General features: G+C 48.6%; 18 protein-coding genes and 2 pseudogenes. 12 read left to right on the top strand and 8 right to left on the bottom strand.

Annotation, left to right across the window (positions count from 1 at the left end):
- Positions 1 to 23: 23 nt before the first annotated feature.
- Positions 24 to 1,214 (top strand): diguanylate cyclase domain-containing protein, encoded by a 1,191-nt coding sequence (locus tag ACFFJP_RS13700; protein ID WP_377244993.1) that lies wholly within the window; start codon positions 24 to 26, stop codon positions 1,212 to 1,214.
- 184 nt (positions 1,215 to 1,398) lie between these two features.
- On the opposite strand, the gene ACFFJP_RS13695 is transcribed toward ACFFJP_RS13700, so the two are convergent.
- On the bottom strand, positions 1,399 to 2,388 hold the full coding sequence (locus tag ACFFJP_RS13695; protein WP_377244990.1) for a tetratricopeptide repeat protein: 990 nt from the start codon (positions 2,386 to 2,388) through the stop codon (positions 1,399 to 1,401).
- Between the two features lie 161 nt (positions 2,389 to 2,549).
- On the opposite strand from ACFFJP_RS13695, the gene ACFFJP_RS13690 reads away from it, so the two are divergent.
- Together ACFFJP_RS13690 and ACFFJP_RS13685 are read left to right on the top strand one after the other, a co-directional pair.
- Positions 2,550 to 2,966: a GFA family protein gene (locus tag ACFFJP_RS13690; RefSeq protein WP_377244987.1), complete on the top strand. Its 417-nt coding sequence runs from the start codon at positions 2,550 to 2,552 to the stop codon at positions 2,964 to 2,966.
- 182 nt (positions 2,967 to 3,148) lie between these two features.
- Positions 3,149 to 4,843, top strand: a complete 1,695-nt coding sequence (locus ACFFJP_RS13685; protein WP_377244983.1) for a class I SAM-dependent methyltransferase — start codon at positions 3,149 to 3,151, stop codon at positions 4,841 to 4,843.
- Between the two features lie 107 nt (positions 4,844 to 4,950).
- On the opposite strand, the pseudogene ACFFJP_RS13680 reads toward ACFFJP_RS13685, so the two are convergent.
- From ACFFJP_RS13680 to ACFFJP_RS13670, 3 genes and pseudogenes are all read right to left on the bottom strand, one after another.
- Positions 4,951 to 5,990: pseudogene (locus tag ACFFJP_RS13680) on the bottom strand (IS3 family transposase).
- Between the two features lie 213 nt (positions 5,991 to 6,203).
- On the bottom strand, positions 6,204 to 7,415 hold the full coding sequence (locus ACFFJP_RS13675) for a hypothetical protein (protein ID WP_377244980.1): 1,212 nt from the start codon (positions 7,413 to 7,415) through the stop codon (positions 6,204 to 6,206).
- Complete coding sequence (locus ACFFJP_RS13670; RefSeq protein ID WP_377244977.1) at positions 7,393 to 9,927, bottom strand: DNA cytosine methyltransferase; 2,535 nt, start codon at positions 9,925 to 9,927, stop codon at positions 7,393 to 7,395. The genes ACFFJP_RS13675 and ACFFJP_RS13670 overlap by 23 nt, the downstream gene beginning before the upstream one ends.
- Before the next feature lie 322 nt (positions 9,928 to 10,249).
- On the opposite strand from ACFFJP_RS13670, the pseudogene ACFFJP_RS13665 reads away from it, so the two are divergent.
- Positions 10,250 to 10,634 (top strand): annotated as a pseudogene (locus tag ACFFJP_RS13665) (transposase); the annotation flags it as partial.
- Positions 10,635 to 10,844: 210 nt separating this feature from the next.
- Here the strand turns inward: ACFFJP_RS13665 and ACFFJP_RS13660 are convergent.
- Both ACFFJP_RS13660 and ACFFJP_RS13655 read right to left on the bottom strand, forming a co-directional pair.
- Entirely contained in the window at positions 10,845 to 11,300 is a 456-nt protein-coding gene (locus ACFFJP_RS13660) for a hypothetical protein (protein ID WP_377244974.1), read from the bottom strand.
- A gap of 105 nt (positions 11,301 to 11,405) precedes the next feature.
- Positions 11,406 to 12,278: a BrxR family helix-turn-helix transcriptional regulator gene (locus ACFFJP_RS13655; protein WP_377244971.1), complete on the bottom strand. Its 873-nt coding sequence runs from the start codon at positions 12,276 to 12,278 to the stop codon at positions 11,406 to 11,408.
- 441 nt (positions 12,279 to 12,719) lie between these two features.
- Between ACFFJP_RS13655 and ACFFJP_RS13650 the strand changes: the two genes are divergently transcribed.
- The 4 genes from ACFFJP_RS13650 to ACFFJP_RS13635 all read left to right on the top strand — a co-directional run bounded on the left by ACFFJP_RS13650 (position 12,720) and on the right by ACFFJP_RS13635 (position 19,052).
- Positions 12,720 to 13,406, top strand: a complete 687-nt coding sequence (locus tag ACFFJP_RS13650) for a hypothetical protein (protein ID WP_377244968.1) — start codon at positions 12,720 to 12,722, stop codon at positions 13,404 to 13,406.
- Between the two features lie 493 nt (positions 13,407 to 13,899).
- The gene (locus ACFFJP_RS13645) at positions 13,900 to 15,171 is read left to right on the top strand and encodes an ABC transporter substrate-binding protein (RefSeq protein ID WP_377244965.1); all 1,272 of its coding nucleotides are present in this window, start codon (positions 13,900 to 13,902) and stop codon (positions 15,169 to 15,171) included.
- Positions 15,168 to 17,993 (top strand): ATP-binding protein, encoded by a 2,826-nt coding sequence (locus tag ACFFJP_RS13640; protein ID WP_377244962.1) that lies wholly within the window; start codon positions 15,168 to 15,170, stop codon positions 17,991 to 17,993. Before ACFFJP_RS13645 ends, ACFFJP_RS13640 begins: the two co-directional genes overlap by 4 nt.
- Positions 17,994 to 18,485: 492 nt before the next feature.
- Entirely contained in the window at positions 18,486 to 19,052 is a 567-nt protein-coding gene (locus ACFFJP_RS13635) for a hypothetical protein (RefSeq protein WP_377244959.1), read from the top strand.
- Positions 19,053 to 19,154: 102 nt separating this feature from the next.
- Here the strand turns inward: ACFFJP_RS13635 and ACFFJP_RS13630 are convergent, their stop codons facing one another.
- Complete coding sequence (locus ACFFJP_RS13630) at positions 19,155 to 20,015, bottom strand: YicC/YloC family endoribonuclease (RefSeq protein ID WP_377244956.1); 861 nt, start codon at positions 20,013 to 20,015, stop codon at positions 19,155 to 19,157.
- A 147-nt stretch (positions 20,016 to 20,162) separates the two neighbouring features.
- Between ACFFJP_RS13630 and rph the strand changes: the two genes are divergently transcribed.
- From rph to ACFFJP_RS13610, 4 genes are all read left to right on the top strand, one after another.
- Entirely contained in the window at positions 20,163 to 20,876 is a 714-nt protein-coding gene (gene rph / locus ACFFJP_RS13625; protein ID WP_208932869.1) for a ribonuclease PH, read from the top strand.
- Positions 20,877 to 20,900: 24 nt separating this feature from the next.
- Positions 20,901 to 21,542: an orotate phosphoribosyltransferase gene (gene pyrE, locus ACFFJP_RS13620; protein ID WP_377244953.1), complete on the top strand. Its 642-nt coding sequence runs from the start codon at positions 20,901 to 20,903 to the stop codon at positions 21,540 to 21,542.
- A 140-nt stretch (positions 21,543 to 21,682) separates the two neighbouring features.
- Positions 21,683 to 22,057 carry a diacylglycerol kinase gene (locus ACFFJP_RS13615; RefSeq protein ID WP_377244950.1) on the top strand — a complete coding sequence of 125 codons (375 nt, stop codon included), beginning with the start codon at positions 21,683 to 21,685 and terminating at the stop codon, positions 22,055 to 22,057.
- A 161-nt stretch (positions 22,058 to 22,218) separates the two neighbouring features.
- Positions 22,219 to 22,899: a substrate-binding periplasmic protein gene (locus tag ACFFJP_RS13610; RefSeq protein WP_377244947.1), complete on the top strand. Its 681-nt coding sequence runs from the start codon at positions 22,219 to 22,221 to the stop codon at positions 22,897 to 22,899.
- A 5-nt stretch (positions 22,900 to 22,904) separates the two neighbouring features.
- On the opposite strand, the gene ACFFJP_RS13605 is transcribed toward ACFFJP_RS13610, so the two are convergent.
- The gene (locus ACFFJP_RS13605) at positions 22,905 to 24,239 is read right to left on the bottom strand and encodes a sialate O-acetylesterase (protein ID WP_377244943.1); all 1,335 of its coding nucleotides are present in this window, start codon (positions 24,237 to 24,239) and stop codon (positions 22,905 to 22,907) included.
- Positions 24,240 to 24,244 lie beyond the last annotated feature (5 nt).

Raw genomic sequence — 24,244 nt, 5'->3', positions numbered from 1 at the left:
TTTTCAGAAGGCAGATGCGATTTATGCTGTATCCCACCATCCATGCGGTCGGCAGTACCGTGTACTTCATGTTGTTTCTGCTGTTTTTGTGTGCCCGGCTGGTGCCGCGCACCAATCCTGGTATTACCTTTTGGGCCGGTGCAGCACTCGCCGCCTGTTGCGCCCGTTTAGCCATGTTATTACTGCCTACTGAATCCGACGCGAGCGGCGGTCTGCTCTGGTATGCCGTGTTTATCACGTTGGAAAAATTGCTGTTATTGCTCGGTGCTTTCCGCTTTTTCGGTCCAGTGTATTTACCTGGCGGCAGGCGGATGCTGACCGATCGCTGGTTGTATGCTCTGGTGGGCTTAGCGCTGGGTTGGATTTTCGCCTATGGCCAGTTGGGCTTGCCGCGCGTGCCTTATGATATTGGATTGGCGGCGCTGAATGTTGTCGCCTTATTGTTGCTAGCCGCGGCGGTATATCGCAGCCGGATCCGGCTGCCGCATTGGCTGAAATCCAGCATCGTTGTGGTAGTCAGCCTGCTTGCGCTGCACTGGAGCCTAATTGTACCGCTGTATTTGTGGTGGTTGCCGGACTGGCGGCAGCAAGGCTTTGTATTTGGTACTGTGCAGGCCATGCTGCAGTATTTGCTGATCCTCAGCGCCGTGATCGTGTTGTTTGTCCGGCGCCTGAGCGAATCCGAAGCCAAAGCGTTGGACATGGCCTATCACGACCCACTGACCGGCCTTAGCAACAAAAGATATGTTGATGTGCTGTTTGGTCAGGCGCTGCAATTGGCCAACCGGCCGCACCAGGCGCTGGCGGTGTTTTATATCGATCTGGATAACTTCAAACCCATCAACGACAGCGCCGGCCATAAAACCGGTGACTTAGTGCTGCAGGACGTCGCCAAACGGCTCAGAGCCTGTTTACGCAGCACCGACATTTGCGCCCGTATCGGCGGCGACGAATTTGTCGTGATAGCCACCCAAATCGAACAGGAACAGCATGTGCTGGAGATCGCCGAGAAGCTGCTGAAACAACTGCGTCAGCCGGTACACATTGATCAACACAGCTACGAACTCGGCGCCAGCATTGGCGTCAGCCTGCACCCGCGCCACGGCCAGGAACTGGCCGAATTATTAGAAAAAGCCGACAGCGCCATGTACCAGGTCAAACAACATGGCCGCAATGGCTATCGGTTATACAACGGCGACGAACGGCGGGGGTAATGCACCGGCATGCGCTTACCAATGTGCGCCACGTGGTAGATGTACGCTATGTGATGGATGTACGCCACGTGGTGGCCAGCGGGCGTTGCTTGCCGTACCTACCACCCAAACAAGATCGTAGGTACGGCAAGCAAAGCGTCGCCGTACGATAGACCCCGCTCGCCTCAACTTGTTGAACAATCTGTTATTCCGCGTGATAAGGCCCGCAATGCTGTTCCAGCTGCGGCAGACGTAAATCCTGCTGCGGGTCACGGGCCGGCGAGGGCGTTATGCTGTTACCCGCACCGGCTTGTTGCAACAGCAACGCAGCGTTTTGCACCAAACCTGGAATTTGCAAAGGCGCTGCCAGCTTCTGCAGGTGCTGCATATCAGCCGGCTGCAAAGGCCGCGCGGCCTGGTGCAGCGCCTGCAGCAACGCTAGATAGTTTTGTAGTTCAGCCGGCGCTTTGTCATCAATGCTTTTGCTAATACCCGCGGCATAGCGGTCAAACGCCGGCCAGTCTTGCTGCGCGACCACCACTGTCAGTAAATTCAGCGAAGCCATCTGCAATGAATACGGTTCCTGCAGCTGGGTATAGCCATACATCGCCTGGCGTAACCGGGCTAGTGCGGGCTGATACTGCTGCTGGCGCCACAACACCAGCCCGAGATTGTTTTGTAGCAAAGCCACCAACGCCGCTTGTTTATATAAAGTTGCCGCCGTCAGGCTTTGTTCGAAATGGATTTTGGCTGCAGCAAAATCGCCTTGCATATAGCTGATTTGCCCGAGGCTCGTGCCGACCCGCGCCTGCTCGATGGGCGGCAAATCAAAGCGGGCACTGCATTGATACCAATAAAACGCCGCCGGATACTTCTGCTGCATAAAATTGACGAAACCAGCAGCGAGCAACAAATCGGTTTTACTCAAACCAGCGGACAGCAGCTGATCAGCCTGCCGCAGATTTTGTTCGGCCTGACTAAATTGCTTCAGTCGGGTGTAAGCACGCGACGCCAGTACCAGCCAATCACGCTGATGCCAGGCCGGTGTACTGCTGAGTTCCGGCAACTGCAGTTCAAACAACGCCACAGTTTCCGCTGGCTGCGTCAGCGCCGCGGCCCGGGCTTTGTCGAAGGCGTCCGTCGCATTGGACGTACTGGTGTGAAGCAGCCACACGGCTAGCAGGATTTTTTTCATCGTCCCTCTGCATCTGAAAACGGCATGGCTTCGTGTAGACGCTTTGTCTCTCGGTTAACTGCCCGTTGCTGTGCTGAAAAAATAGCAGAGAAGTTAGCCTACTGGGCAACAGCATCGAGTTCCGTTAATGTGGCAGCATTGCAACCCATCAGGACAGACAGATGCACGCTGTGACCGGAACCTGCCGTTGTGGCGCAGTCAGTTGTAACATCCAGCTGCCGCAACCGCCAGGCAGTTACGCACCAAGGCGCTGCGACTGCGATTTCTGCACCGCCCGCGCTTTGCTCTACCTATCAGACCCCAACGGCCAGCTACACATCAGCGCCAACAGCGCACTGACCCGGCTAACACAAGGCTCAGAGCAAGCCGAATTCCTCGCCTGCAGCCAATGCCAAACCGTCGTCGCCGTCTGCTATCGCGAAGCAGACATCAGCGTCGGCGCTATCAACGCCAGCCTGCTGCAGCCGCAACATCCCTTCGCCGCAGCTATGACAGTGCAACCGAAGTTATTAGCGGCAGACAGCAAAACCGAACGCTGGAAACAGCTGTGGACGCCGTTGGTGGTGGAGGAGGGCTGAGATGGTTGAGGGGAATAGTTGGTTTAATCTGCTCATATGCTGAGGGGATTAGCGCCCTTATTTTTCAAAAGCCCTGATTGAAAGTGTATTTTGCGTGGCTGGCATACTGCCAATCTGATTGCAGATTTTGGTGAATATTGGTACAAAAGTGCCAGCCCGTTGTGGGATTTACAGGGATGTTGATGAACAAAACGCTGGATATTTACCATCAAGGCGCCGCTTTATTTGCACAGCAATATGATGCGCTGAGTTTTGTGCAAGTGCATCAAAGCTGGCAGCAATTTTGGCCTGACAACGGCATGGTGCTGGATATCGGCGCCGGCAGTGGTCGCGATGCCTTGTGGCTGGCAGAGCGTGGCTGTCAGGTTATCGCCGTCGAACCTGCAGCCGATTTATTGCGCATCGGACAAAGCAAAACCGCTGAGCATTCTGTATCAAGAGTGCAATGGCTGAGCGACAATCTGCCTGAACTCAAAGCCTGTTATCAGCTGAATCTGCAATTTAATACCATCCTGCTGAGCGCCGTCTGGATGCATCTGGCGCCGTCCGAGCGCGAACGTGCTTTTCGTAAAATTGCCAATTTACTCGCTCCTGGCGGGCGCTTTGTGCTCAGCCTGCGCTTTGGCGAATTTAGCGATGGCCGGGTGTCGTTTCCGGTCAGTGTCGATGAAATCGCAAAATTGGCCCGGCAGTTTGGTCTGGTGCTGAGTTTTGTCAGCGCGCTGACCGCAGATAGCGGCGGGCGTGCCGGTGTGCAGTGGCAAACGCTGGTGCTGGAACTGCCCGACGATGGCAGCGCCAGCCTAAGCAGAATTCGCCATATCGTGCTCAATGACAGCAAATCATCAACCTACAAGCTGGCGCTGCTGCGCACCTTGGTAAGGATCGCCGACGCGCATCCGGGCGCAGTATTGGACCGGCAAGACGGCAAAGTAGCGATTTCGCTTGGCTTGGTTGCACTGTATTGGATCCGCTTGTTTAAGCGTCTGGTCGACAACAATATTCAGCAAAATTCGGACCCGGCGAAAGGTTTGGGTTTTGTTACTGAGCGCGGCTGGCAGGCATTACAGCATCTGACCGCCGACGATTTCGCGGTCGGAACCCTATTCGCCGGCCCCGACGCTGAAGCGTTGCAAAACCTATTCAGCGATACGCTAAAAACCATCAAAGACGGGCCTGTTACCTATATCTGGCAGGGGCAAAAAGACAACCAGCTGTTCAGTATGCAGCGGCAGAAAACCCAGCGGCAAAGCACTGTTTTGATCGATAAGCCGTTTTTAAACAGTTACGGCCATTTTGTTCTGAGTGAATCGATGTGGGACTGCTTCCGCGTGTACGGCTGCTGGATTGAACCTTTGCTGGTGCAGCAATGGGTCAGCGAAATGCAAAAGTATGAACTGAACCGGCAGCAAGGCCTAACGCTGGATACCTACCACCATCACCTGCGCTGGCTCGACCGGCAACACGATACCGGCTATGTCAGGAAGAAAGTCGAAACGCTGCGTGGTGCCGGGCATGACGTTCGCAGTGTATGGAGTGGCAAGCCGCTGTACAGCTACGACATCGACCATTGTTTGCCATTTAGTTACTGGCCCAACAACGATTTATGGAACCTGCTGCCAGCCAGCTGTGAAGAGAACCGCAAGAAAAGCGACCGCTTACCCAGCCAGTCCCGGCTGCACGCCTCGCGTAGCCAAATCACCGACTGGTGGCAACAAGCCTGGCACAGCGAAACCGAGCAAAAAAGGTTCTTTGTCGAAGCCGCGCTGTCCCTACCCAACATCGCCTACAACTGCACTGATTTCGACGCTGTATTTGAAGCACTGCAGTTCCAGTCGGCAGGGATTAAACAGCGGTTGCAGGTGGCGGAGTGGTAGATAGTTTCCCATTGACGGTCCCCTGACCTTTCCCCGGAATTAATACCAATCCCGTGATGAGATTTTCCAGCTTATGCGGCCTGTTTTGCATACTCAACAGGCGACATTTAATTCAATGAACTATGTGGGCGAATCGTATTGTAATGTTCGCGCCATAAATCGATTTCGTATCTGGCTTCGTCCATCGTTCTGAACCAGTGTTGGTTCAGACATTCGTTTCTGAACTTGCCATTTAAGCTTTCAACAAAGGCGTTTTGTGTTGGTTTCCCTGGCTGAATAACGCCCAGACTCACGCCAGTTTCTTTGCACCAGAAGAACATTGCCTTGCTGGTAAATTCAGTGCCGTTATCGCAAATCACTTTGTTAGGTTTGCCACGTTGCTCAATCAGCAAACTCAAAAATCTGGCGACTTGTCTGCTGCTGATAGAAACCGAAACCAGTTGCCCAACCATTTCCCGCGAATAGTCATCCACCACATTCAATACCCGAAAGCGCCTGCCATTACTGAGTTGTTCAGAAACAAAGTCCATCGACCAGCGCTGATTCACTGCTGTTGGCACTTCCATAGGCTGGCGTGGCCGAGTCAGCTTTTTTCGTTTCTTGGTTCGAACCTACAAGCCTTCTTCGGTATAAAGACGATAGGTATGTTTGCGATTTTTGACCATCCCTTCGCCGCGAAGCAGTCCATGCAACATCAGATAACCGTAACGCGGACATAGCGCGGCAAGCGCCTTTAAGCGTTGCCGTGAGCTGCTATCTGCATTCGTTTTTGGCTGATACCGCAGTGCAGTTCGGCTCAATCCCGCCAACTTGCAGGCTACCCGTTCACTCAGGCGAAATGCTGCCATCAGATGTTGAGCAACAGGTTTCCTTGCCGCTGGCGTCACCACTTTTTTGACAGCACATCCTTCATATCTTCAACTTCTAGCATCTTGTCGGCCAGCATCTTTTTGAGCCTGTTGTTCTCTGTCTCAAGCTCCTTCAGTCGCTTGGCTTCGTTCACTTCAAGGCCAGCGTATTTGCTGCGCCAGTTGTAGAAGGTGCCGACAGATATGCCCATCTCGCGGCAAAGATCTTCGACTTTAGAACCGGATTCATGCTGCTTGATGGCTTTGATGATTTGTTCTTCGGTGTAGCGTTTTTTCATTTTGAGATCTCCATTGGCTCCAGTTTATTGGAAATCTCATCAATGTCATTGTATTTATTTTGGGGGAAAATATGAAGAGTTACCTTTTGTTTTGGTTAAGGATTCGACACCCACAATCAAAACTGGTAACTCTCACCTTTTCTAGGCAATGCGTCAGAACAAGTCGAGACTAATTCACATAATTTAATTATTTTTGACAGTGTCGGTTTGAATTTAACTGAACTGTACCTCGATTCCTTTCAAAATAGACTCAAAATCATCTTCCTTCAAATTACAGAAATAGCTCGTTTTAAAGCCTATGTCCAATATGCTCATGAACTCTTTGAAGTCGTAAATGATAGGCTCTCCTTGATTATTAATGGTATTCTTTCTTATTGATTCCACTTTGTTAATTAAGCAGATATATTGATAATCCTTGTCTACTACCTGCGTGTTTCCGTCAGGGTGAGCGCATTGCATATGTTGAGCTGTAGTAAGGGCGATTAAATTTTCTATTGAGTCAGCTATTTCCGGAAATTGACTTTGCGGGAATATGTGATGCATATGTGTCGCTTCTCTTCCAACAGAGTATTTGTCCAACACTTCTGATTTTTTATTATTAAAATTATCATTAAACCTGCGCAAGTTTTTAGATGCTCTAGATACTTTGTATTTGTGAAGTGTTTTATTTTTCTCAGTGGGGTCATAGTCTCCCCTAGAAACATTCTTGTTTTTCCCAGCCCGAATATCTCTCCAATTAGGCTGGTTATATACTATTTTGTCGAAAGTAATCATGTCGGTGGATACTCTGCCCTTCACAATCCCCTTTTTGTGATACTTGCAAGCTAATGGATTAAGGACTTTTATAAAAATTCTGTTTGCTTCAATTTCTGTATTGATGGGAGTGTTATCTATACAGAATTGAACAAATTTTTTCTTTGCAATTTGTAAGTGATCTTTATCTTGCATATCAAAAAATGATTCAAAACTGTCCGAGAGTCCGCTATCAAGTAGCGTTTTTTCTATATATTGGCATAGAAAGTCAAAGGAGTTCCTTTCACGTTGTGCTATATATTCAAGGATATCTATGTTAGCTACTCTGAACTCTATCTTTCCGCCAATTTTTCTTTCTTCAAGTACACCGGCCGCAGCTAACAGCTTTTTAGGTTGTCTATAAAACTTATTGTATTCATCCATAGTACTTTTTTGGAGAGGGTCTGGCTTCCCAAACCATGCTTGTACGTTGTTTACAGCGTATTGAGACTTCCATATATCTGGAGAGGAGAATGGTTGTGCACCACCATTTCTAAGGTATTCAACTATACAATCAGATACAAAACAAAGGTTATCGAAAGCACATTTTTGGTCGATCCATCTACCATTTTTGCTTCTACGAATGTCATAGCTATGCCTGGCTATGTATTTAGCAAGTAAATTCGGCGTCATCTTTTAATCTTCCGTAAAAAAATACGCTAGTTTTATCTACATTTATCGATTGTGTAGATAGATTTCTAGCAATTCTGTAAAATGTCCTATATTCATCCGTTGAGAAATAAGATATCTGTCTCTGGCTTAATTTGAAACTAGACTTTGGTATGAGTACGGCAGTCGAACCATCCGGTATGGCATTTTCAATATTCTCCATCACTCTAGGATTGTAAGTCATGTTAGGTGTTAAGTAGACAGAATTATTATTAACGTATTTAAATGCGGCTAGGCCTTTCGCGACTTTTAGCGGGATATATTGGTCATAACTCTCGATTTTTTCTGCCTTACCGCCAGTGTCAACTATGTTTTTTGCTTTTATTACCCAAATCGAGTCCGAGAATGGCTCAGCTTGTGTCAAAGATTTCGTAATCTGCCTGTCTCTAAAGACATCGAAAATACCGAACTCCATCTTATTAGCTACTTTGTCAAATTCATTATCACGATAAATAATGAAAGATGGAAGCTTGCTATCAGTAATGTACTCTTGTTTTTGTATATAATGTGTGTTGAGCTTCATGTTATATATATGCGTGTCTTTTGGTGCTTTTGTTGGATTTATAAACATAGCTATAGTTTCAATAGAAACTCCAGTAAAGCCATACCGTCCAAAATCAATTATTTGTTCAATATTGACCTTTTTTAGAATGTCACGGGTTTTTTTGAATTCGCCATTGCTTAGGATTGTTTTATTTAAGACCAAGCAAACACTTGAAGCATGTTTCATACATTTTTCAAGGAACATAACAGACAAGTTATTCGTTTCTTTATTGTCGAACTGTTCTGTGTATTTTTCTTTCTCCCCGGCGGACGATATCACTTTAGAAAATGGTGGATTGCCAACTATTAAGTCGTAGTAATGTCCTATATCAATTAACAAAAAATCACCGCAAATAATGTTTATTTCAAAATTTTTCGGTATATTTATTTTGGTAAGTATTATTTTTAGTGTTTCTACACTGTCATAATCAATGTCAACTAAGTCAATAGTCACATGTGCGACATTTTCATATCTCTTTATTAAAAATGGTACAAAACTTCCAGCGCCAACTGATGGTTCTAAAATTCGGATTTTCTCCTTGCTAAAAGTAGGAAGTCCGCAGATTATCTGATTAACAATGAATTTGTTTGTGTAAAATGCAGCGTTTTCTTCTCTTTTTGCATTGCACAATTCGGTAATTCGCATCAGGATTGAAACGTCTAGATTAAGTGGGTTTGAAATCAAAAATGATTTGAGTTCATTTCTTTGTGAAAGTTTATAATCATATATTACTTTGTTTACTTCTGCGGGAGATAAATTCTTCTGCAAAAGAAAGCGCTCAATTTTTTTTGCGATATTTCTAATAACTTCAGTTGGAACAGCTTCTCCAATGCATCGTCTTATGTTTAACTCACTTTTCTTATACAGCAACTTTTTATCATTGAGAGACAATATATTTAATTCACTCAGATCTGCATCAAACCATTTAAAGCAATTTGGAATAGTCATCATTTCCATCAGCTCTCGAATGCTATAGACGCGATCTTCTACTGGATGTATTGTATTTTGAGCAGCAAGCTGGTCGTTTCTAGTATGTATACAATGAATAAACTTATCCCAATGTTGTCTTGTATACTTGTCTCTTGTCTTTTTGACATTCTGGACTATTTTTCCATCAATAACTTTATGAGGTCTGTTTTCAATTTCTTTGTTATCAAATGCAGACTCTCCGGCTTTAAGCCCAGAAATCCAAGAGCGCATTCTTATATCGTAAGTTCGAAAGGCATGATAGAAATCATTAGAACTGATCTCTCCCCACTCTAAAGGCGAAAAGTCAAAAATTACCTCGCGCAGATTTTTCTCAGTTTGGAATTCAGGGAAAAGGTCATAAGGAGTAACGCTATTTCTATAAGATTTATGCACCCCAATAACTAAAGTTCTAGTTCTAGAAGAATTTGAGCCGTAGTTCATTAGGTTGAGAATCCGACCTGTAATAACATAATCATCGCCAAGGGCTTTATTTATGTACTGGCCGATAGGGATATTTTTCCCTTCATTTGTTGTGCACAGTGTTTTCTGAAAAGCCATTACATTTTCAAAAATAAATACTCTTGGCTGAATTGTTTTAACAATCTCAATAGAGTCAACAACAAGACTATTTCTTTTTATGTCATGTTCATTTTTTTTATGATTTATGACACTTATGCCCTGACATGGTGGAGTCGCGAAGAGGACATCAACTTTGTCATTTCCACGAGTTTTCCATTTATCAATTTCAGAATAAATCTTGCTTTTGACGTCTAAGTTAGAAATATCACCAAGAACATATCCAGACTCCAAATCGCAAATTTTGTTTTTTTTCTGAATTTCTAGTCTTTCAGATCTTAATTCATTAGTGGCAACGCATTTAAATCCTTGCTTCTTAAAGCCATAACATCCGATACCAGCAGAGCTGAATAATGTTACATAGGTTAACGTATTGTTTCTCAACATTAGAAATATCTCAATAAATCAAGGTTTTGCTGTGTTTTTGTACAGTTAATTATTCGGTGCTATAAGTCAATTTTTTAGACCTAAGTAATTTACTTTCTTGTTTTTAATTGATTATCCGTGATTTTGTACGTCTATAGAAGGCTTCACCTAATATTTCTTTGATCTGGAATTCCCCTAATTGCACTTAAATTAGACATTTCTTAATGATTTGCCAGTTTTAGCTTCTGGTCACGCTGTGAGTTACAATAAAGCGGTTGACTAGCAGAGTGTAAAATAATCTCTGTGAGTGGCATTCTATCAATGTATTTGCAATGACATAAGAATGCCAGTTGTCGACCAGTTGTTTGCTGACTACAAATACCCTGAAGACTTGCTCGGTGGGCAAGGTCTGCCCAAGCAGAGCACCAAGAAGCTTGCCGAACGTGCGCTTGAAACCGAGATGGAACAACATCTTGGTTATGTCAAACATGGTGGAGCCGGTAAAAATACAGGCAACTTCCGTAATGAAAAAGCCATAAAACGGTTCGTAGCATTCATTGTGACATTGATATTGAAACTCCACGTGACCGCAATGGCAGCTTTGAACCTCAACTGTTGAAAAAGGTGAAAAACAGGTGGGTGGCTTTGATGAGCGCATTGTCTCGTAGTATACCCGTGGCATGTTGACTCGCGACATTCAGGCCCATTTTGAAGATGTATATAGCATCTAGGTTTCACCTACCTTTATTTCCCAAGTGACCAACGCGGTGCTGGACGAAGTCAAAGCCTGTCATAAGCTGGAAAATCTCATCATGGGATTGGTATTAATTCTGGCGAAAAGTCAAACCTTGGGGCGGTAAGCCGAATTGGTCGAGCAAGAGTACTGATCTGGCGGCAAGTGGCTTTCGATGCAGGCTTGCTCTGCTGCGGCAATGTCATCAAAGGCCTGGATCATCAGTCTTCTTCACTTCAACCAACTTGCCTTTAGCATCGCGCTTTTCGTTTTTTACCGGGCTGACCGGTTTCACTTTGCCTTGATAGCTGCCTTTGGCGTCGTAAATACGGCCGTGCTCGTTGGTTTTTTGCAGCAACTTGCCTTTGGCGTCATAGCTTTTGCTGCCGTTGGGTGCTGTGACGGTTTTGCCGGTGAGTTTGCCCTTGGCGTCATAGTGTTTACCGTCGCGGGTTGTTTTGCCCTGGTACTGGCCTTTGGCATTGTAATGCCGGCCTTTGTCGTCGGTTTTTTGCAGCAACTTGCCTTTGGCATCATAGGTTTTGCTGGCCAGATGTTTATTGGCTTGCCCATCAGCCATGGCTGGCAGCGGGCTCAATACCAGCAGCAGGCTGAGCGGCAACAACGGTTTCAGCAGCGTTTTTAACAGCAAAGGTTTCATCGCAACTCCCAGGTCGGGTGTTTCATTTTGTGTTGATTCTAGAACGCTGCTGCTTGCCGACCAATACTGTGGTTTTTGTCATGTCTGCAAAGCAGACACATCGCCCTAAAACGCGTGCTTCTTCACTTCTTCTAAGTTATCCACCACGATTTGCTGCGCCTCTGGTTTGATTTCCAGTTTGCTCAGGTCGAGGTTTAATTGTTGGATCACATAAGGCACTAAGGCGGAGCGGGTGCGTACGGTATGCGCGCCATCTACCATGCCGTAGTCGTGTTCGACGATGGCGCGTTGGTAGTCGGTCAGGCGCGGATCTGGCCGCAGCACAATGCTGACTTCGGTATTCCAGCGGCGGTCCTGATCTTTCAGGTTCGCGCTGGGGCCGCCGGTATCATTGATGGAGCGAAAGCGGCTTAACACAAAATCGCGGTAGTCGCGGTTTTTCTCGCAGTAGGCGCGCACGTGCCAGCGCAGCGGGGTGCACACCAGCGAGTGCGGCGTGATGATGCGGCTCTCTTCGTCGGGCGACGTCATCGATACATAACCCATATCAATTTTTTCACCGGTGCGGGCCGCTTGCACTAATGCCCGTAAGATCTGCGGGTCGACATGGCGCATCGGCGAATGCAGCATTTCGGTCTGATGAAAGCCTAAATCCAGCGTACTGAAGTTGTGTGAGATGTCGCGATTGCTGGCCAGCGCCAGCAGGTACTCTTCGGCGATGCCGCGGGTAAACACCGGTTTAAAAGTCGCAGAGGGGCGGTAGCCTTTGAGTTTACGGTCCAGTACCAGGTTGCCGGGGGCGATGTCCTGATTGTATTTATTGATATCTTTGGAGGCTTGCTGGCGTTTGATTTGAAAGCTTTGGCACAGGTGATTAGTCGTCAGCCGCCCTTCCCATAACGCGATGATTTCAATCAGGCGATAGCGCATCAGTACTTCAAAGCTATAAGGCAAGGCGCTCGCCACAGGCTCAGACATCTCACAGTTCCTTCTGTAATACATTGATAGTCCTGCCGAATCTAAGCTGTTCCCGCTTTACGGTCAATGACAATTACCGCGGTTGCGGTGGTTGTGGCCGGCAAGTGCTGTAGCCAAATCATACATGAGTAAAAACACAGCTCTGGCGGTGAAAATTTACGCTGTTAGCATGATGGTCGAGGGAAATGCTCTGAGGGATGCGAGCGACAACAAGCCGTGCAGGATGCATGGCCGGCACAGGGAACGAGGATGTGCCAGTAAGGACCGGCAGCAGGAAAACTGCCGATGTTGGTTCAACAGGACGTTGCAGGACGAATACCGGGCAAGGATGCCCATCCTTCCGTTTTTATTTCAACTTATCCCCCGCATCTTCAAGGATGACGGGCATATTCATGCAGCTGGGGTGTCTGATGTCAGTACATCATTTCGAATTTGTCCGTTATGGGTAACTGTCCTTCGGCTTATCTGCTGTGCCAATCTTGTGAGCAGATCACGCATTTACCGGTGTTCCACGCGCCGAAATTTTATCGTTATCGCGGTGTACCATTGTCGGCGTTGGCTCCGCGTGCTGGCGGTGCGTGCTCGCCCAATGCCGACCTGATGGTTGAACTAGACGTACCGATACCGCAGTGTTTGGGGTTTTGTCAGGACTGTCAGCGGCTGGCGGGGGTGGAGAATTTCTCTGAGCCGGTGTCGTCTTTGCAGAAGCGTTATTGGCAGAGCGAGCAGGCTATTGTCAGGTTGCAACAAAAACCCTGGTGGCAACGGATCGGGCAAAAAACGGCGCAGCAAGTCGCAGAACTGATAGTGATGAAACAGCACATTGAATTGTTGCTATTCATCCGGACGCAGCCAAACCGTCCGGCGCGCTGTTTAGAATGCGCCAGCACACAGATCACGCCTTATCCTGCTTACAGTTACCGCGATAGCGATAGGTCGCATCATTATTATCTGCGGTTTGGCAGCCGAATTAGTTGGAAGTCGGAAAGGTTTGCCAGCGAGCCGTTTATCCACGAAGGCTGCGGCGGGGTTTACCAAATCGAATGGTCACCGATTATCGGCCACTTCAATTCTAACCCCCGATATTACGACATCGATGGCTACGCCGGAAATAGCCGGCATCCTTGAAGATGCCGGGTTGTTGCCTGTATGCACTTAGCTTAAAAGTACCAAATATTCGCAGTGCGACGCCCGGTGTGCGACACCCGGTGTGTGACAACCGGTGTGCGACAACCGGTGGGTTTCGCTTCGCTCTACCCACCCTACGAGCCAGCTAGATTATCGTAGGGTGCAATAAGCGCAGCGAATTGCACCGTTGATACCGGTGTGCAACACCCGGTGGGTTTCACTTCGCTCTACCCACCCTACGAGCCGGCTGTTTTATCGTAGGGTGCAATGAGCACAGCGAATTTCACCTTTAATACCGGTGTCCGCTATTGCTGGTTAGCAGCTTCTGTTAAAACTTCAGGGACTGTGGTGAAGGCGGTTGTGTTGATTAAATATCTGTATTTAAACAACTATTCACGGATTTCATTTCATTATCTGCTGCTTTGGGGCCAATGGAAAGTGTTGAAACATTAACTATACTCGGCCTACAGGCTTGCTCAGGTGGTTGGTTTCTATGGATAGTTTTAATTCAACACGTCGTCGATTCTTAACGCAAAGTCTTACGCTGGCGGGCGTAGGTTTGGCAGCTGCCAAAGCGCCATACGTGTTTGCAAAAACAAAAACGACTTTGCGGGTGTTAGGCACACACGTCACCTTACAAGAAGAAATAAGACAAAAAGCCATGGCCGATTTGGGCATCCATTTGGAGTTTGAAACCAAAGGTGAAGCGGAACTGGTACAAAAAGCGACAACCTATCCGCATCAATTTGACCTATTCGAGCAGTGGACAGACAGTATCCGCACCTTATGGCAAGCCAACGCCATCCAACCGATCAAAACAGACCGCCTGACTTATTGGAAAGAAATCAACGACATCTCGAAAAAAGGCCGCATCACACCTGAAGCACCCATCGGTGCGGGAGACGCGCCATACAAAATTCTCAACGTCCAAGCCGATGGCAGCCTGGGCAGTGAATTCACCGGCAATATCAGCTTTTTACCCTATGTCCATAATGTCGATTCATTTGGCTATAACACCGACGTGATCCCAAAAGGTGTGCCCTATCAAACTGAAAGCTGGGGCTGGTTACTCGACCCAAAATGGCATGGCAAAGTCGCTGTCGTGAACGCGCCAACCATTGGTATTTTTGATTTAGCCCTCGCTGCAGAAGCGAACGGACTGATGAAATTTGCCGACATCAGCAATATGACCATTGCGGAAATTGATCAATTGTTTGCCATTTTGATGAAATTTAAGAAACAAAAACATTTTGCCGGTTTTTGGAACTCAGTGCCGCAATCCGTCGACTTTATGACCAGCAAGCGTGTTGCCATTCAAAGCATGTTTTCACCAGGCGTTTCCAGCGCAAATGGGTTAGGGGTCCCGGTCACTTATGCCGCGCCAAAAGAAGGCTATCGGGCCTGGCATGGCGTGATGTGTATGTCGCGTGAGTGCCAGGGGGCGGTGAAAGATGCGGCATATGACTATATGAATTGGTGGTTGAGTGGTTGGGCTGGCGCCTTTATTGCCCGGCAGGGCTACTACATCTCCAATCCCGAGCGTTCCCGCCCGTTGTTATCCGCCAATGAATGGGATTATTGGTATGACGGTAAACCGACTCAGATAGCGCTGAAAGGTACGGATGGGCGCATTTCAGTGCCAGCAGGCGATATCAGAACCGGTGGCTCTTATGTCAATCGATTTAGTCATGTGCGGGTGTGGAATAGTGTCATGGAGAACTATGAATATTCATTAGATCGCTGGTACGAGTTTCTACTGGCATGACAAAATTCGCTCCAAAATTTATCCAGCTTGGCATTATCCAAAGTATTGTTGTTGGCTTTTCTCTATTGATGCTGATTCTATTGGTTGTGACAGGATTGCATCTGTCTGGCTTGAAAAAGTTTCATCATTATTTTGATACCTATCAACAGGCCAGTACCTTGGCTCGCGCCATAGCTACCGTAGATAAAGAAATTTCAGATCTGCAACGGCATATTTTGACTTTTAGCCGCGCAGATAGAGTAAATAATATCGATGAAATAAAAGGGAATCATCGGTTAATCATTGCTGAGATAAACAGAGTTGTTAGTGAAAGCGCAGGTTATAACGAAGCTGTACCAGATCAAATCAATAAAATGTTAGCGTTGGTGGTGGGGCTCGAGGAAGAAATAGAAAATTTACAATCGCAGCAGCAATCGCGCACTGAAATTATTTATGGTCAGCTGAATAGTGTTTACACTGAGCTTGATAGTTTGGTAAATGAGTTTTTTATTTCGAATAACAAGAACGGTAGAGCAGTTGCAGCTGATGCTTTATGGTTGATAAAAACTGATGTGACAAATTTTAGTGTTTTATCTACGCGGTATTTTAATAAACACGAATCGTCGGTAAAAAGTAAGGTTTTATCCAGCATTCGTGAGGCGCAAGACAGGTTAAAAACAATTCAATCTCTACCTGGCGGCAATGAAAACAAAGAAATTATTCTCCGTATTGAAAATAAACTAGAACAAGCGAAAAATATTTTTAACCAAGCAGTCCAAGCAGACCGAAGTTACTCATTTTTGATTAACGTTGTACTGGCCGGTGAAACCGCCGAAATTAGCGTGCTCTCTGATAGCCTGCGTATTGAGTATCTGGCGAGGCTGGAAGAGTTAATCGTCACTACAGATCAGCAAATCAGTTATCTACAAAAGATCGCGGTTGTGAGTTCTCTGCTCGGGACCATTTTTGCTATCGCCATTGCCCTGCAGATTAGTCGTAATATTCGTAGACCGTTGCAATCAATCACGACCACCTTTAGTCAGTTGGCCAGTGGTGAACATGTGTCGGAAATTCCAGAAGCAGAACGATCTGATGAGATAGGCCGGTTAGCCAGCGCCGCCGACATTTTCCGCCAAACCAATGTGCGCACCCATCAATTGCTGGCGCAGACGGAAGATTTCAGTTTTAAGTTACAACAACGTGAAATCGATTTAAAACTCGCAGTGCAAAAAGCAGAAGCGGCCAATCTGGCGAAAAGCCAGTTCCTTGCCAATATGAGCCATGAATTACGCACGCCAATGAATGCGATCCTGGGGATGTTGTCGCTGTTGAAGAGAACGGGTTTAAAACCAAAACAAGCGGACTACGCCGACAAAACCTCTTCTGCGGCAAGGTTATTACTCAGCATCCTGAACGATATTCTTGATTTATCAAAAGCCGAAGCCGGCAAAATGGAACTGTACTTAATTGACTTTAATCTGGATAGTTTGGTTGCGGATATTTCAGATATTTTGTCTACTTATATTGGTGCTAAACCAGTCGTGTTGCTTTTTGATATAGGCAATGATGTACCTAGATACTTGTTTGGTGATCCATTAAGGCTGCAGCAAATATTAATTAATTTGGGCGGCAATGCGATTAAATTTACTGAGCAGGGTTCTGTAGTGATATCTGTTCAGCAAAATGTAATCACTGAAGATAAGGTTAATATTACCTTTACAATCAAGGATTCCGGGATTGGTATAGCCCCAGAGAATCAGAAAAAAATATTCAGTGGCTTTACTCAGGCTGAAGGGGATATCACTCGACGCTTTGGTGGCACTGGATTAGGCCTGGCCATTAGTAAAAATCTGGTAGAGCTGATGGGGGGCACTTTATCACTGCAAAGTCAGGTCGGCTTTGGCAGTGTGTTTAGTTTCTCAATTGATATTCCGCGGTTATCTGCTAGTCAGATTGAAACATTTAAATTAAATCAACGATTAGAAACGCAGGAACATACAGCTGCGAGATTGACCGGCTTACATATATTGTTGGCTGAAGATAATATTATTAATCAACAGATCGCTGTGGAAGTGTTAGAGGCTGAAGGTGCGAAAGTATCGGTGGCAAATAACGGCCAAGAAGCAATTGAATATTTAATCCAACATTCACGGCCTGAACAATCCAGCCATGTCGATTTGATTTTAATGGATTTACAAATGCCGGTAATGGATGGCATCACGGCCACGCAAAAGATCCGGGCAGAATTAAAACTCAGCACTTTACCCATTATAGCGATGACAGCCAATGCGATGGCATCAGACCGCGACGCTTGTCTTCGCGCAGGCATGAACGATCACATAGGCAAACCATTTGATGCACAGCATCTGATCCAGATCATCTGCCAGTACACAGGACAGTGTGATGTTGCCAACAATCAAACCGTAGCAAAGGTCGACCCATCGCCAGCCATGAGCAGCGAAGAGCGCGTGGCGCCTCACACACAAGATGCAATTTGCTTACAGGATGCAATTGCGCGCATGGGCGGCAATCAGAGTATGTATCTGAAACTTCTGCCTCGTTTCATGCAACAGTTGGATGAATTACCAAACCGGCTGCAAACACTGGCGGCCGCCGATGATATGGTCACATTCAGCCGTGAGTTGCATTCTTTAAAAGGCTCATCGGCAATGATGGGCGCAAGTGCTTTTTCCAATGAGATTGCCGCTATCGAAAAATTGTTAAAGCATGATCCGCAACATCCTGACGCCCAGCAGCTAGTCGCCAAGGCATTCGAGCTGATTGCGCAATGTAGTGCTGATTTTGCTGCAGTAGCGGCAACATTCGCTGCAGAAAGCGCCTAAAGCGACGGCTATCACAACCATACATCAAAGTGCTTTGGCCAGGCGCTAGCCAGTGGCTGAGATATCTCACTGTTCCTTCTGTAATTCATTGATAGTCTTGACGAATTTAGGCTATTCCCGCTGTACGGTCAGGCAACATTGCTGCGGCTGCTGTGGGTGTGGCCGGCAAGTGCTGTAGCCAAATCATACATGAGTAAAAACACAGCTCTGGCGGCGAAAATTTACGCTGTTAGCATGATGGTCGAGGGAAATGCTCTGAGGGAATGGAGAAACAACAAGCAGTGCAGGACGCATTGCCGGCACAGGGAACGAGGATGTGCCAGCAGGGACCGGCAGTAGGAAAACGGCCGATGTTGGTTCGCCAGGACGCGACAGGACGAATACCGGGCAAGGAGGCCCAACCTTCAGTTTTTAGTTCGGATCTACAAAGTCAGAACCTTGCTAATCAACAAGGGTAGGAAAGGCATTTGATACATCAAACACGGAGCATGAATGTCAAAAACGAAGTTAAGAGAATTTGAGGCGCGCCAGCAACAAGCCATTACAGACAGCGCGTTATTACCTTGTGAAATCAGTTATCTGCTTTATCACGCTGACGTGCTCAATACCGGTTGTCAGCAAAACTCCGGCATGGAAAACGAATATGATCAGTTGGCGCGCGGGATCAGTGAAAGCGTTGCTACTGATGGCGCGTTGCCAACAGCGGTGAGCTCTGCGCTGACCGATTTATTCACTGAGGAGCTCGCTGCAGACAAAGCCACAGCAGTGTTAGCGCTCCTACAAAGCATGGCCGCCAATGAGCTGAAGGCCGCGCGGCAACAGCGCATCGATGCGCTGCATCTGAAGCTATTCCCCGAGTGTTACGACCATCTGTACGACAGCATCGAAGATGCGCGGATCCGCCGCCGTGGGCAAGATCCGATGTCGCCTGCATATCAGGCGGCCTGGCAACAAAAGCGCCGTGAACGTGGCATCAGTGAAGAGATGATGAGCCCGGAAACAACCGCATATGCCGCCAAAGTTTATGCCGACGCCAACTGGCAGCAAGTGATTAAATAACAAACGCTTAGATAATGATGCAGCAACACATCTGGCTACGAGCAACGACTTTCTATAGCCTGTTTTGGAGGTAACTCATTCAGCGAATTACCTCCTGCTCAATCACTCCACGTTCTGGATCTGTTCCCGCATCTGCTCAATCAACACTTTCAATTCCACCGCAGTATTGGTGATCTCAGTCGAAATCGCTTTTGACGATAACGTATTCGATTCGCGGTTAAATTCCTGCATCATAAAGTCAAGGCGTCGGCCGATGGCGCCGCCTTGTTTCAGGTGGTGACGGGTTTCTTTGATGTGGGCGTCGAGGCGGTCGAGTTCTTCGGCGACGTCGGATTTTTGTGCCAGAAAGGCCATTTCCTGCTCGAGGCGGTTTTGGTCCATCTCGGCTTTGATTTCCTGTAAGCGGGTCAGCATTTTGTCGCGTTGCCATTGCAGTGCTTGCGGCAGATGCACGCGTAAGTTGGCGACGTGGGTGGTGATTTGGTCGAGGCGGTCGCGGATGAGTTGTTCAATCGCAACGCCTTCGCGGCCACGGCCAGCGAGGAAGTCTTTCATCGCGATATCAAAACCGGCCAGCAGTTCGGCCTGCACCGAGTCCATGTCTTCTTCTTGTGTTTCCATCACGCCAGGCCAGCGCAAGATGTCGGCGATATTCAGCTGGGCTTGCGGGCACTGCGCAGATAACGCCTGCGCCGCTTTGATCAACTGGCCGGCAAAGGCTTCGTTGATTTTTAAGTCGCCGCTTTGCTGCGCAGCGTTATAACGCAGATTCACTTCCACTTTGCCGCGTTGCAGGCTCTGGCGCAGTTTGTCGCGCAACAGGCTTTCCAGGCCACGGAATTGCTCAGGTAACCGAAAATAACTCTCGAGATATCTTTGGTTAACGGAGCGGATCTCCCACACGGCGTTGCCCCAGGTGGCTTTAACTTCGTGGCGGGCAAAAGCGGTCATGCTGTGGATCATGCGATTATCCTTTTATACATCTGGAATAGCGGAAATTCCGAGTATACCCAGAACAATGCCTTTAGGCGAATAGATGGCAGGATGATGGTGAAAGCCCTATAATGCCGCCATCTTTTTTCGCCAATTCACCGGCCACCGAGGTTTCCCATGCGTCCAAGCGGCAGAACAGCCAGTCAGATCCGTCCTATCAGTTTCACCCGTCAATTTACTGCCCACGCCGAAGGTTCGGTTTTGGTCGAGTTTGGTAACACCAAAGTGCTGTGCACCGCGTCGGTCGAAGAAGGCGTGCCACGTTTTATGAAAGGCCAGGGCAAAGGCTGGATCACGGCGGAATACGGCATGCTGCCGCGTTCAACCCATACCCGCAACGACCGTGAGGCCGCCCGTGGCAAACAAGCTGGCCGCACTATGGAAATCCAACGTTTAATCGGTCGCGCCCTGCGCGCAGCGGTGGATTTAAAATTACTCGGTGAAAACACCATCACTTTCGACTGTGACGTGATCCAGGCCGACGGCGGCACCCGCACAGCAGCCATCACCGGCGCTTGCGTGGCTTTATGTGACGCGCTGAACTTTATGCGTGCTAAAGGCATGATTAAAACCAACCCATTAAAATACATGGTTGCTGCGGTGTCTGTCGGCATCTACAAAGGCGAACCTGTCGCTGACCTGGAATATGTCGAAGATTCAGCCGCTGAAACCGACATGAACGTGGTGATGACCGAAACCGGCAAACTGATTGAAATTCAGGGTACTGCCGAAGCTGAGCCATTTAGCTTCGAAGAAATGCAGGCGATGCTGGCGCTGGCGAAAGACGCGATCCGCGAAATCGTCGACGAACAAAAACGTGTATTGGCATAACGAATCTGTCTAAAAGGTCTTCCGATGAAAGCTTTTCAACAAGAATTTATTGAATTTGCCCTGTCGCGTCAGGTGCTGAAATTTGGTTCATTTACGCTGAAATCCGGCCGTACCAGCCCGTATTTCTTTAACGCCGGTTTGTTTAATACCGGCGGCGATCTGGCGAAACTGGGCCGCTTTTATGCTGCGGCGCTGATGGATGCTGGCATTGACTTCGACGTGTTGTTTGGCCCGGCGTATAAAGGTATCCCGATCGCGACGACCACAGCCGTCGCGTTAGCGGAACACCATAACCGCGACGTACCGTACTGCTTTAACCGCAAAGAAGCTAAAACGCATGGTGAAGGTGGCTCGTTGGTAGGTTCTGCCCTCAAAGGCCGCATCATGCTGGTGGATGATGTGATCACTGCAGGCACTGCGATCCGTGAATCGATGGAAATCATTCAGGCGCAAGGCGCGGAACTGGCTGGCGTGCTGATCGCGTTGGATCGGCAGGAACGCGGCAAAGGCGAACTGTCGGCCATCCAGGAAGTGGAACGTGATTTTGGCACCAAAGTGGTGTCGATCATTGGTCTGAAAGACTTAATCCAATACCTCGAAGGCAAACCAGAAATGGCTGCGCATCTGGATGCGGTCAAAGCTTACCGCGCTGAGTTTGGCGTCTGAGTTCAGCACCTGAATTTAGCTTCTGGTCCGGACAGATTTGTCTTCAGGAATTGTTAAGTTTAAGCTGCGATAACTGAATACAATCTGTCATCTGAACAGGCCAGCGCTGCTGGCCTGATTGTTTTAAAGCGGAGTCTGTGTTGATCAACAAACCAAACGGCAGCGGTTTTGGCCGCATTCTGAAAGCAACTGAATGTTCACGCAAAGGTTTTGTCGCCGCCTGGCGTTTTGAAGCGGCGTTCCGGCAGGAAGCACTACTGGCGATGCTGATGTTTCCTTTGTCTTTTGTGCTGGCTGAATCGGTTGGTCACTGGGCTTTGCTGGTCGGCGTGTTGTTATTGGTACTGATTGTTGAACTGCTCAATTCGGCGATTGAAGCGCTGACCGACCGCGTCAGCCTGGAACGCCACGAACTCTCCGGCCGCGCCAAAGATATGGGCTCTGCCGCCGTCACATTAAGTCTGACCATTGTTGCACTGGTATGGGGCGCGGCGATCTGGCAATTGCTACAATAAAACCACACGGCGCTGGTTTTTACCGCCGCCGGACCAGGCTGTGCTAAGGTAGTTCTATCTATGTTGGCGGAGCTGTCCGGACTATGTATTGGCGCGGCCTTTTCCTCTTATGCTGTTGTTGGCAACCTGCTTCATCTGCCGCAGAAGTGTTCTGCTACGACATGCCGGGCGAAGTCCCGGCTGCTGAACAAATTCAGGTCAAAGGCCAGCGTGTCGACGGTCAGCATACCGCGCGTATCGCGGGCTGGGTGCTGGATGTGTTGCCTGGCGCCAAGTTTGTCAATCAACCGTGGCAGCGTTGTCTGACTCAGGCCCAGCAAGGGCGCGTCACCGGTTTATTGTCGATTGGCTGGACAGAAGAACGGGCCCAATGGTTCAGCTTCCCACAACAAGGCAAAGCGGCGGATACCCAATTGGCGTTATACGAAGTTCCGTACCACATCTATGTACACCGCGACAGCAAAGTGCAATGGAACGGCCAGCATTTCAACGGCTTAACTTATGGCCTTATCACCCTCAAAGGTTATTTGGCAGAAGAACGATTGCGCGAACTAGGCGCTTTGTCACCGCTGCAGACGGATATCCATCAGGCGGTAGAGCTGGTCACTAAAGGCCGACTCGATGGTTTTGTGATCCCACCCGGCGCCGTCGAGCGGGTTTTCCGGCAGCAACCTGCTTTTGCTCAGCTGAAGCAACTGGACACGCCGTTGTTTGCGATGCCGCTGTATCTGGCGTTTTATCCAGGGTATTGCCAGGGCACGGCGTCAAAATGTCAGCAAATCTGGCAGCATCTGGCGGCCAAAAAAGCCCAGTGGCAGCAGGCAGTGGCCACAGCGCAATAAACTTGTTAAGACGACTGTAACGGCCAAATCCCCGGCAATAGCGGCAAGCCATCTGCGTTATAAAGGGTCAACGCTGGCTGAGCGGCCATGCCATAACATAGCGTTTTAGCTGCGGGCGGCAGGATGATCTCAATCTGCTGCTGATCTGTTGTGGATCTCGCGGGGACCGCTTGCCAACCTGTCGGCGGGCAATCCGCAAAAAAACCTTCAATCGGCTGAATCAGCGGCCAATAGACGCCATCCGGTAAGCGCAAGACCGCCACAGCCGTTGTCAGCTGATGTAACTTTGCCTGCAACGGCAACAGAGTGCTGCTGTCGTCTGCCTGCATCATTGCATGGAGTTGTAGCGCTAGCCGCCGTGCCAGCTCTGCTTTCAAAGGCGGATGAATATCCTGTACATCGCCCAAATCAGCGGCCGACACTAAAACGCAGTTGGGCGTGCAGGCTGCGAATTGCTGTTGCGCTTGTCTGACCTGGACAAAACCATGCTGCAGGTCCGGCAAACCCAGTTTGCCAAAGCCGGCGATTTGCACCAACAGCAAAGGGAAATCCCAACCGGCATAACGACGGCAACGGAATAGCCAATGCTGCAGCTTGTCAGCATAGCAGGCTGCCTCTTTGCCCATCGCATCCTGCTCGCCTTGATACCACAACAACGCGGCAAAAGGCTGTTGCAGCCAGGGCGCCAGCCGCGAGGTGAATAATGCTCCGGGTTGCCACGCACTGCTGGCAGGAACAGAGGCTTCGGTCCAGGCGTCAATCGCAGAACCTGGCCAGCTGATATCGACCAGACCCAGCATTAGCGGGGTTGTGTCTGACGGCTGATAGCTCTGACTGAAATGACACAGCAGTGCCGGCCAGTCGGCGCATTGTTCTGCGGTCAGCGCTTGCCAGCTGCCGGCATTGCGATAGTCCGCCGGCTGCACTGGATCGTAAGCGTCAGTTAAATATGCCCGCACAAGAGGCTGGGTGGATGATGCGAAAAGTTGTTCGCGGACATCGGCCAGCTGCGCTGGATAGTGCCGCAGCGGCCAGCCGATATTCGACTGCCCGGCGCAGATTAAGCGCAGGCCAAACCACAGGTCATCCAGCCTGATGCTGTTTGAAGCTTCGTCTGAAATACTCAGCGTCCAGGGGCCAGAAGGGGGCTGCGCTGCGATCTCGACGCTGAATACACCCAACTCATCTGCGTGAGTGTTGAGCTGATGACACTGGTGTTGGCATTGCAGAGTGATATGTAGCCGTTGCTTCGGTGCTGCATTGCCTTGAAGTTGTTGCGGGGTACTATGTTGCAGCACCGCGCCTGATGACCATCCCGCTGACAGGCGGATCACGCTCATCCGCT

It is taken from the genome of Rheinheimera tilapiae (genome assembly GCF_042432165.1).
Taxonomy (GTDB): domain Bacteria; phylum Pseudomonadota; class Gammaproteobacteria; order Enterobacterales; family Alteromonadaceae; genus Pararheinheimera; species Pararheinheimera tilapiae.
The sequence above is the reverse complement of the archived record's forward strand: the minus strand, read 5'-3'. Positions and strand labels throughout refer to the sequence as shown.